Source organism: Pseudomonas sp. Yb2C2 (assembly GCF_052112325.1).
Taxonomy (GTDB): Bacteria; Pseudomonadota; Gammaproteobacteria; order Pseudomonadales; family Pseudomonadaceae; genus Aquipseudomonas; species Aquipseudomonas marginalis.
Genome location: NZ_JAVAJK010000024.1, coordinates 78,854 through 89,268 on the forward strand (window position 1 = coordinate 78,854; position 10,415 = coordinate 89,268).

Consider the following 10,415-nt stretch of genomic DNA (forward strand, 5'->3'; position numbering starts at 1 on the left):
TGGCGTCAAACTGCCACTAATGGCCCTCTGATAATTAATCAACTGTTCAAGAATTATTCTCGCTACAATCGCCCGCTTTGCCACTTGGTACGGGCGTTTCGGGTCCGTTGCCCACGAGAAGTCCCATGCTTATCGGTAGCTATTCCCCCTCGCTGGTCGCGATCTCGCTGTTTGTCGCGATCCTCGCTTCCTACACCGCCCTGGACCTCACCGGCCGCATCGCGACCGCCAAGGGGCGCGCTGTGTATTTATGGATAGCCGGCGGGGCCATGGCGATGGGGGTAGGCGTCTGGTCCATGCACTTTATCGGCATGCTGGCGTTGCGCCTGCCGTTTGCCTTGGGCTTCGACATCGGTATCACCGCGCTGTCGTTGTTGATCGCGGTATTGTCCTGCGGCTTTGCATTATGGCTGGTCAGCCAAGCGCGTTTGCCTGCCTGGCAACTGGCGTTTGGCGCGCTGGTCATGGGCAGCGGTATTGCCAGCATGCACTACACCGGCATGGCCGCGATGCGCATGACGCCGGGCATCGACTATGACCCCACGCTATTTGGCCTGTCGTTGCTGATCGCGGTGGTGGCGTCCGGAGCCGCACTGTTGATTGCGTTCAACCTGCGCCGCAACACGCCTTACGTACGCCTGGCCCGTGGTGGTGCGGCGGTGGTGATGGGCTTTGCAATCGTCGGCATGCATTACACCGGCATGGCGGCCGCACGCTTTGCCGATGAAAGTTACTGCGCCGCCGTGCTGGATGGCTTGAGTGGCAAGGGCCTGGATAACCTGGTGTTGGTGACGACCCTGGCGGTACTGGCCATTGCGTTGCTGACGTCGTTGCTCGACGCGCGCCTGGAAGCCCGTACTGCGGTGCTCGCCGACTCGTTGACCCAAGCCAACCAGGAACTGACCCACCTGGCCCTGCACGATATGCTCACCGGCCTGCCCAATCGCACCTTGCTGGCCGATCGTATTCAACAGGCCATCGAGGCGGTAAAGGAGCAGGGCGGTTGCTTTGCCCTGATGTTCATCGACCTGGATGGCTTCAAGCCGGTCAACGATGCCTTTGGCCATCACATGGGCGACCAGTTGTTGCGCGAAGTCGGCCTGCGCCTGCGCGAAGACCTGCGCAGTCACGACACCCTGGCGCGCATCGGCGGCGATGAGTTTGTATTGCTGGTGCAGTTGACCCAGCCCGACGATGCCCTCGGCCTTGCCGAACGCCAGGTGGTGCTGATCAACCGCGCGTTCCAGGTGGCCGAGCATGAGCTGAAGATTTCCGCCAGCGTCGGCATCGCCATGTTCCCGGGCAATGGCAACACCCCCCAGGAACTGCTGATGAACGCCGACGCCGCCATGTACCATGCCAAGGGCATGGGCAAGAACGGCTACAGCTTCTTTGATGTGTCGATGAACACCAATGCGCGCAAGCAATTGCAGCTGCTGCAAGACCTGCGCAATGCTCTTGAGCACGAGCAGTTCCGGCTGTATTACCAGCCCAAGTTTGATGCGATCAGTGGGATCCCGGTGGGCGCCGAAGCGCTGGTGCGCTGGGAGCATCCGCAACAAGGCTTGTTGTTGCCGGCGACCTTTATCGAACTGGCGGAAAAAACCGGCCTGATCATCCCCATCGGCGAATGGGTGCTCAATGAAGCCTGTCGCCAAATGAGCCTGTGGTACGCCCAGGGTTATGAGCACTGGCGCATCGCGGTGAACTTGTCGGCGTTGCAGTTTTGCCACGCCGGGCTGGTCAACAGCGTCGCCGGCGCCCTGGCGCGGCACCGGTTGCCGGCCAACAGCCTGACCCTGGAAATCACCGAGACCACCGCGATGAGCGACGCCGATGCGAGCATGACGGTGTTGCAGCAGCTGTCGGACATGGGCGTGGACCTGTCCATCGACGATTTCGGCACGGGCTACTCCAGCCTGATGTACCTCAAGCGCCTGCCGGCCAACGAGTTGAAGATCGACCGTGGTTTTGTGCGTGACCTGGAGCATGACAGCGACGACGCCGCCATCGTGTCTGCCATTGTTGCCTTGGGCCAGGCGCTGGGGCTGCGAATCGTCGCCGAAGGTGTGGAAACCGATGTGCAGCAGAGTTTTCTCACGCGGTTGGGGTGTAACTCCCTGCAAGGCTACCTGCTCGGCCACCCGTTGCCGGCGGACGGTTTCATGGCCCATATCCAGCGCGGCGAAGATGCAGCGGCGCCTGACAAAAGCCGTGCGTGACGGTTAGTATCGGATCCAACCCTAAACACCAGGTTGGATCAGGAGACCGCACGCATGGACAAAGTCCTCATCATCACCGGGGGGAGCCGTGGTATCGGCGCCGAGACGGCATTGCTGGCTGCCCGCGAGGGCTATCGCATCTGCATCAACTATCACTCCGATGAAAAAGCCGCCCACAGCGTGCTCGAGCAGGTTCGCGGCCTCGGTGCCCAGGCGATTGCGGTGCGCGCGGATGTCAGTATCGAAGATGAAGTGATTGCGCTGTTCCATCGCGTGGACGCCGAACTGGGCCGGGTCACCGCGCTGGTGAACAATGCCGGCACCGTGGGGCACAAGTCGCGGGTGGATGAGATGTCCGAGTTCCGCATCCTGAACATTCTCAAGACCAATGTGCTCGGTCCGATCCTGTGTGCCAAGCACGCGGTGCTGCGGATGTCGCCCAAGCATGGCGGGCAGGGCGGCAGTATCGTCAATGTGTCGTCGGTGGCTGCACGCCTGGGTTCGCCGGGTGAGTACGTCGACTACGCCGCATCCAAGGGCGCACTCGACACCTTCACCCTCGGCCTGTCGAAAGAAGTGGCGGGCGAGGGCATCCGCGTCAACGCGGTGCGCCCCGGCTACATCTTCACCGACTTCCACGCCCTGAGCGGCGACCCGGACCGGGTCAGCAAGCTCGAGTCCGGTATTCCCATGGCCCGTGGCGGGCGGCCGGATGAAGTGGCGGAAGCGATTATCTGGCTGCTGTCGGACAAGGCTTCGTATGCCACGGGGACTTTTCTGGATTTGGGTGGCGGTCGCTAGTGATGCAGTGCCTGTACCGGCGCCATCGGGGCATAGGTATCTACACAACTCTTAAAGGCTGACACATAACTCTGTGGTGAGCGGGCGGTGCGACGATTCGACAAGCCCGCTCACCACAGAAGCCTAATTGCCATAGATTCCGTATTCACTGGAAGTTGTGTAGATACCCATGGCCATCGGGGGCTTGCCCCCGATGGCGTCAGAAAGCGCAACGCCATCCCTCAAAACGACCGCACAATCCGCCCCAACGTCTCCATCGCCTTCTCCGAGACCTCGGTCCACGGGCTGCCGTAGTTCAGGCGAATACAGTTGCGAAAGCGCTGGGTCGCAGAAAAGATCGGCCCCGGCGCAATGCTGATGCCTTGCGCCAGCGCCATCTGGAACAACTTCAACGAATCGGTCTGCTCCGGCAATTCCAGCCACAGGAAATACCCGCCGGCCGGCTGGCTCACCCGTGTCTGCGCCGGGAAGTAGCGGGCGATAGCCGCCAGCATGGCGCTTTGCTGTTCTTCCAGGGCATAGCGCAGTTTACGTAAGTGGCGGTCATAGCCGCCGTGTTGCAGGTAGTCGGCAATCGCCGCTTGCGCCGGCATCGAAGGGCACAGCGAGGTCATCAGCTTCAAGCGCTCGACCTTCTGCGCATAGCGCCCGGCCGCCACCCAGCCGACGCGATAGCCCGGCGCCAGACTCTTGGCGAAGGAGCCGCAGTGCATCACCAGGCCTTCGTTGTCGAAGGCCTTGGCCGGCTTGGGTGCCTGCTGCCCGTAGTACAGCTCGGCGTACACGTCGTCCTCGATCAACGGCACTTGGTGGCTACGCAGCAGTTCCACCAGCGCCTGCTTCTTTGCTTCCGGCAATGTGGCGCCCATGGGATTCTGGAAACTGGTCATGGTCCAGCAGGCCTTGATCGGGTAGCGCTCCAGGGTTTGCGCCAGGGCGTTGAGGTCGATGCCGTCGCGCGGGTGCACGGGGATTTCCACCGCCTTGAGCTTCAGGCGTTCCAGCACTTGCAGGCAGGCGTAGAACGCCGGGGCCTCGATGGCCACCAGGTCGCCCGGTTCGGTGACCGCTTGCAGGCACAGGTTCAACGCTTCCAGGGCGCCGTTGGTGATCAGCAGCTCCTCCATGGGCAGCATCAGGCCGCCGACCATATAGCGCAGGGCAATCTGCCGACGCAGTTGCGGGTTGCCCGGCGACATGTCGGTGACCACCAGACGCGGGTCCATCTCGCGGCTGGCGCTGGCCAGGGAGCGGGCCAGGCGCGGCAGCGGGAACAGCATGGGGCTGGGGAAGGCCGAGCCGAAGGGCACGGTGTTGGGGTCTTTGATCGAATCGAGTACCGAGAACACCAGTTCGCTGACATCGACTTCGGTGGACTCATGCACCTGCTCGCTCACCACCGGTTCGGAGAACGGGCTGGGTGCATGGGTGTTGACGAAATAGCCGGAGCGCGGCCGTGCCCGGATCAGCCCGCGACGCTCCAACAGGTAGTAGGCCTGGAACACCGTGGACGGGCTGACGCCATAGGTCTGGCTGGCATAGCGTACCGACGGCACACGCTGGCCGGGGCCGAGCACGCCGGAGCGGATCAGTTCTGCGATGTCATCGGCGAATTTTTCGTAGCGTTTCATGTTGGCCTTAAACAAATAGGTAATATGAGTCCAGCCCCCTCCCACATTTGATCTGCATCATTTTCGATAGCGAGGTCTCAGCGGTTGAGCGGTGCCACAAAGCGACTGTCGGCGGCGCTGTAGATCCACGGCTCGTCCACATCCGAAACCTTGAAGCGCACTGTCTGCGAACTGCTCGCCGGCTTGTCGGCCAGCAATGCCACCGAAACCGGCACATCGACGATTTCCCCCGGTGCCAGGCTGATCTCGGTCTTGCCTTGCAGTTGGAAACCCTCTGCATCCAGCAGCTCCACCCGGTATTCCTGGCGCTGCTGTGTCTTGTTGATGACCTTGAGGCTGTAGATGTTTTCGATCTGGCCCTGGGCGTTCTCGCGGAACATGCCACGGTCCTTGGTCACGTCCAGCGACACCATTGGCCGCTCCACCAATGCCACCACCAACGCCGCAATCATCACCAGCAGCACCGCACTGTAGCCGATCAGGCGCGGCCTGAGCAGGTGGGTCTTGCCGCCTTGGAGTTGATGCTCGGAGGTGTAGCTCACCAAGCCCCGCGCATAGCCCATCTTGTCCATGATCGAATCGCAGGCGTCGATGCACGCCGCGCAGCCGATGCACTCCATTTGCAGGCCGTCGCGGATGTCGATGCCGGTGGGGCAGACCTGCACGCACAGCTGGCAGTCAATACAGTCACCCAGGCCGACAGCGGCCGGCGTGACCTCGCGTTTACGCGGGCCGCGATGCTCGCCACGGGCGCTATCGTAGGAAATGGTCAGGGTGTCTTTATCGAACATCACGCTCTGGAACCGCGCATACGGACACATATGCATGCACACCGCTTCACGCAGCCAGCCGGCGTTGATGTAGGTGGCGGCGGTAAAAAACAGCACCCAGAAGAGACTCACGCCCCCCATTTGCCAGGTCAGCAGTTCGGCGGCCAGGGGGCGGATCGGCGTGAAGTAGCCGACAAAGGTCAGCCCGGTGAGCACGCTGATGCCCAGCCACAACATGTGTTTGGCCGAGCGTCGCGCGAGTTTGTTCAGGCTCCAGGGCGCCGCTTGCAGCTTGATACGCTGGTTGCGCTCGCCCTCGGTGAGCTTTTCGCACCACATGAACAGCCAGGTAAACGAGCTTTGCGGACAGGTGTAGCCACACCACACGCGGCCGGCGAACACCGTAATCGCAAACAGGCCGAAGGCACAGATGATCAGCAAAGCCGATAACAGGATGAAGTCCTGGGGCCAGAAGGTGGCGCCGAAAATATGGAATTTACTCTCGGCCAAATCCCACAGCACGGCTTGCCGCCCACCCCAGTTCAGCCACACCGTGCCGAAGAACGCCAGGAACAGAAAGCCCGCGCCAGCCACGCGCAAGGTGCGGAACAGGCCGGTGAAACTGCGGGTATGGATCAGGTTGTCGCTGGATTTGGCCTTCACCTTCTTTGGGTGGATCGGCTCAAAGGTTTCCACGGTTGGGATTCGTTCGCTCATGGTCGTTCGCTCATCAGCCTCCATCAGGCCGATGAACTATGCGCGCCGGTCTGTTTGCATAACAGGCTCAGGTATGGCGATAAAAAGCGGATCAGATGGGCTTTGGCCATGGGCCTGCGTCAATGTGCTGCACCCCATGGCGCTGGAGGTGCAGCTAGATCTGGCGCGTGCTGATACAGATCAATTAAATCAGCGAACCAGGTTCTTCAGCCTTTACATGTTGGCGCCCATCATGGGCACCTGCCACCGTCAGGGCGTCGGCCTCGGCTTCGGTGATATAGATCCGCTCGGCGGCCAGTTCCACGTACGACATGGATTTGTCGGTGTCGGTAACGATATGGACGCGGGTCGCCGGCACGCTCTGTTCCTGGCCATTGTCATCGAGCATGAAGTAGCACAGTTGGTTTTCGATACGCAGGGGCATGCCGGTCTCCTTTTTCATGGGGTATGAAGGTTAGGGGGCAGCAAGGTGTGTGGGTTCAAGGCAACTGACTGGCGGTCGCCGCTGTCCATCCTTTATCCATAAATAAAGGACAGCATCCATGGACGCCTGGTGGCACGAAGTGTGGCAAACCCTGCAGGCCGAATTCGCCGACCTTGGCGACGCGAAACAGCTCACTCAAATCACTGTTCGCCTGCTGATCGCAGCGCTGTTGGGCGGCATCCTCGGGTTTGAGCGCGAGCACAAGGGCAAGGCTGCCGGTGTGCGCACCCATATGCTGGTGGCAATGGGCGCCGCATTGTTTGTGCTGGTACCGCAGATGTCTGGCAACCAGGCGGATGCCATGAGTCGTGTGGTCCAGGGGGTGATCGCGGGGATTGGTTTCCTCGGCGCAGGGACGATCCTCAAGGGCAAGGAAGATGAAGAGGGCCAGCACGTCAAAGGCCTGACCACCGCTGCCGGGTTATGGATGACCGCCGCCATTGGGGTGGCGGCGGGAATGGGCCGCGAGTCGACGGCGGTGTTGAGTACCTTGCTGGCCCTGGCGGTGTTCAGCGTGATGCCAAGGATCGTCAAGCTGTTGGACAAGGAGACCTGACTTAATAAGGGACCTTCATGTTGACGCTGTAGGTTTCAGGACCGTGTTGGCGTTCGGCGGGCACTCGTTCTGTGCGTAAAGAGTCGAGCCTGTGCATGTTCAACAGACTACCAAACCCAGTCAAGAACCCAGCCATACGTCCCATTGCTGAATGGTTCTTGCCAAGGGTCTCCACATCGTCTTTCGACTTATGATAAGCGTTCAGCAGATCTGCGGTGTCACTGCCAGAATATGCTTTCATCAAGTTTTCAAGCCCTTTCAACCTGAGCTCCTTGATCAGGGTTTCTTCCGCATCACGCCTGGCGGATTCCAGGTTGGTGCTGATCATGTCCGGATTTAACTGTTTACCGAGCGCTTCGAGGGTTTTGGCGTTCGCTTCAGCATTCTCACCGTGCAACATCAACCGGATGTTGTCTTCAGTCAACAGTCTGCGGACTTTGTCAAGCTGTGTGCGGGAATGAAAGGAGTTCGGGGCGTGCAGAATGCAGTGGATGTTGTGCTGGGATAACAGCGAGTTCAGCTCAGCCAGAGGCGTTGCATCGGTGTGCGCCGGAGTGACGGGGGTGGACGGTACGTAGTTCGGGGTCAGCTGAGGAGGGATGGTCGACATATATAACCTCACGAAGAATGGACTGAAACGCCTTATCCCAAAGGGTGGGGGGAGCATTTCGCGAGGTCAGTATATAAAGCTGGGCTTAAGCAATATTTTCTTAATAGCGAAGGAAATTTCGGTTTTTCATGAGGTCCGCTCGAAGGACGATATCTTGTTTTCGAGCGAGCCTCCCGTCGCCGTCAGCTGGTTCTTACAATTACCGGTGGCATTGTCGTTGGTGGTTCTTCCACCGCTGGCGGTTGGGTTTCCGGCGGTTCCTTCTCGGGAATCGGCTCCGGCTCCGTGGGGGGCAAGGTCGGGTTGTCGATATTCGGGTCCGGGGTTTCAGCCGGGATAGGGATATTCATCGGTGTGGCCTCCTTTGTGCTTTGCTCCAGTGGTGGACATCCACCGGGGCCAATTGATTCCCCGCCCAATGGCGGAACATCCAGCTGAACTTTTAACCTTGGCCCAGGCTCGGACCTATAGCGGCCCTGCTCAGGGAGAGCGCTGCCGTATCGGAATTCGGATCAAGCAAAGAGCGTCCACAGGGCGTAAGGGGAAGATGCTCGATGACTGCTGAAACACTGGCTCCAGAAGACTCCATATTGCCGCTGTCCCAGGCGCTGTTGCTGCCCAGGATCGCGATCGAAAGCACTTCACCCGTGATCGACGGCGGCGAATTTGCCGTCAAGGCTGTGGTGGGCCAGCGGGTCAACGTCACCAGCAAGGTATTCGCCGATGGCCACGACAAGCTGGCCGTATTGATCCGTTGGCGCCCGCTGCATGACGAAAGCTGGCACAGCGTGGTCATGAACGACGTGGGCAACAATGGCTGGGAAGGGGCGTTTACCGTCACCGTCCAGGGCCCTCACGAATACTGCATCGAGGCCTGGATCGATACCTACGCCAGCTTCTGCTATGAACTGCGCAAAAAACATGAAGCCGGGGTGCCGGTCAGCCTGGAGTTGCAGGAAGGCCGCAGCCTGGTGCTGCAGGCCGCCGAACGCAGCGACAACGAACTGCGTGACCGCCTGATGCTGTTGCACCACGAACTCTCCGGTTTGCTGGAAACCGAGCAGGTCGCGCTGTTTTTGCACGAAGACAGTGCACACCTGATGACCCAGGCCGACCACCGCGCCTACTTGAGCATCAGCACCGTCTACCCGATTGATGTGGAGCGCGAGGCGGCGCAATTTGCCAGTTGGTACGAGCTGTTTCCCCGTTCGATCACCGACGATCCGGCCCGCCACGGTACGTTCAACGACGTGCACTCGCGCCTGTCGATGATCCATGACATGGGGTTCGACGTGCTGTACTTCCCGCCGATCCACCCGATCGGGCGCAGCCACCGCAAAGGCAAGAACAATTCCCTGACCGCAGGCCCCGATGATCCGGGCAGCCCCTATGCCATCGGCAGCGAGGACGGCGGCCACGAGGCCATCCACCCGCAGTTGGGCAGCCGCGAAGACTTCCGTCGCCTGGTCAAGGCCGCCGCCGAGCATGGCCTGGAGATCGCCCTGGATTTCGCCATCCAGTGCTCCCAGGACCACCCGTGGCTCAAAGAGCACCCGGGCTGGTTCAACTGGCGCCCGGACGGCACGATCAAATATGCCGAGAACCCGCCAAAGAAGTACCAGGACATCGTCAACGTCGACTTCTATGCCGCAGATGCGATCCCAGGCCTGTGGACTGAACTGCGCGACATCGTGGTGGGCTGGGTGGAAGAGGGCGTGAAGACCTTTCGCGTCGACAACCCCCACACCAAGCCGCTGCCCTTTTGGCAGTGGCTGATCGCCGATGTACGGGCAAAGCATCCCGAGGTGATCTTCCTCGCCGAAGCCTTCACCACCCCGGCGATGATGGCGCGCCTGGGCAAGGTCGGTTACTCCCAGAGCTACACCTACTTCACCTGGCGCAACACCAAGGCCGAACTGGCCGAATACCTGGCGCAATTGAACGAGTCGCCGTGGCGCGAATGCTACCGGCCGAATTTTTTCGTCAATACACCGGATATCAACCCAGGGTTCCTGCATGAATCCGGGCGCCCGGGCTTTTTGATCCGCGCCGCGCTGGCCACCATGGGCTCGGGCCTGTGGGGCATGTATTCGGGCTTTGAGCTATGTGAAGCGGCACCGGTGCCGGGCAAAGAGGAATACCTGGACTCGGAGAAATACGAGATTCGCCCTCGGGACTTCACCGCACCCGGCAATATCATCGCCGAGATCGCCCAGCTCAACCGCATTCGCCGCCAAAACCCGGCCTTGCAGACTCACCTGGGCCTGAAGCTCTACAACGCCTGGAACGACAATATCCTGTACTTCGGCAAGCGCAGCGAGGACGGCAGCAACTTCATCCTCGTAGCCGTCAACCTCGATCCGTTCAATGCCCAGGAGGCCCACTTTGAGTTGCCGTTGTGGGAATTGGGCCTGCCGGACGATGCGCAGACCCAGGGCGAAGACCTGATGAACGGCCACCGCTGGACCTGGTATGGCAAGACCCAGTGGACGCGGCTGGAGCCGCAGATGCCGTTCGGGATCTGGCGCATCAGCACCTCCTGAGTCTGGTGAAGATCAACATGTGGGAGGGGGCAAGCCCCTCCCACATTGACCCGGTTCAGTCTGCACGATTTTTCGAGTATT

At 60.6% G+C, this 10,415-nt stretch carries 9 protein-coding genes; 4 read left to right on the plus strand and 5 right to left on the minus strand.

The genetic code is table 11. The features are described 5' to 3' along the window. The first annotated feature begins 125 nt into the window (after positions 1-125). Together Q8X51_RS26760 and Q8X51_RS26765 are read left to right on the plus strand one after the other, a co-directional pair. On the plus strand, positions 126-2,222 hold the full coding sequence (locus Q8X51_RS26760; RefSeq protein ID WP_065948637.1) for a putative bifunctional diguanylate cyclase/phosphodiesterase: 2,097 nt from the start codon (positions 126-128) through the stop codon (positions 2,220-2,222). A gap of 54 nt (positions 2,223-2,276) precedes the next feature. Beyond that, entirely contained in the window at positions 2,277-3,023 is a 747-nt protein-coding gene (locus Q8X51_RS26765; protein WP_065927843.1) for an SDR family oxidoreductase, read from the plus strand. Between the two features lie 221 nt (positions 3,024-3,244). Here Q8X51_RS26765 and mapR read toward each other — a convergent pair whose 3' ends face one another. The 3 genes from mapR to Q8X51_RS26780 all read right to left on the minus strand — a co-directional run bounded on the left by mapR (position 3,245) and on the right by Q8X51_RS26780 (position 6,565). Then, entirely contained in the window at positions 3,245-4,654 is a 1,410-nt protein-coding gene (mapR, locus tag Q8X51_RS26770; RefSeq protein WP_065927972.1) for a GntR family transcriptional regulator MpaR, read from the minus strand. 77 nt (positions 4,655-4,731) lie between these two features. Further along, the gene (gene ccoG / locus Q8X51_RS26775; RefSeq protein ID WP_407694829.1) at positions 4,732-6,141 is read right to left on the minus strand and encodes a cytochrome c oxidase accessory protein CcoG; all 1,410 of its coding nucleotides are present in this window, start codon (positions 6,139-6,141) and stop codon (positions 4,732-4,734) included. 184 nt (positions 6,142-6,325) lie between these two features. Continuing rightward, positions 6,326-6,565: a DUF3203 family protein gene (locus tag Q8X51_RS26780; RefSeq protein ID WP_027606388.1), complete on the minus strand. Its 240-nt coding sequence runs from the start codon at positions 6,563-6,565 to the stop codon at positions 6,326-6,328. A gap of 118 nt (positions 6,566-6,683) precedes the next feature. On the opposite strand from Q8X51_RS26780, the gene Q8X51_RS26785 reads away from it, so the two are divergent. After that, positions 6,684-7,181 (plus strand): MgtC/SapB family protein, encoded by a 498-nt coding sequence (locus Q8X51_RS26785; protein WP_065927841.1) that lies wholly within the window; start codon positions 6,684-6,686, stop codon positions 7,179-7,181. A gap of 1 nt (position 7,182) precedes the next feature. On the opposite strand, the gene Q8X51_RS26790 is transcribed toward Q8X51_RS26785, so the two are convergent. Together Q8X51_RS26790 and Q8X51_RS26795 are read right to left on the minus strand one after the other, a co-directional pair. Further along, a complete protein-coding gene (locus tag Q8X51_RS26790) occupies positions 7,183-7,791 on the minus strand; it encodes a hypothetical protein (protein ID WP_065927840.1) in 609 nt (202 codons plus the stop codon). Between the two features lie 182 nt (positions 7,792-7,973). Next, complete coding sequence (locus tag Q8X51_RS26795) at positions 7,974-8,141, minus strand: hypothetical protein (RefSeq protein ID WP_162844262.1); 168 nt, start codon at positions 8,139-8,141, stop codon at positions 7,974-7,976. Between the two features lie 204 nt (positions 8,142-8,345). Between Q8X51_RS26795 and Q8X51_RS26800 the strand changes: the two genes are divergently transcribed. Beyond that, positions 8,346-10,334, plus strand: a complete 1,989-nt coding sequence (locus tag Q8X51_RS26800; RefSeq protein WP_065948635.1) for an alpha-1,4-glucan--maltose-1-phosphate maltosyltransferase — start codon at positions 8,346-8,348, stop codon at positions 10,332-10,334. Positions 10,335-10,415: the final 81 nt, after the last annotated feature.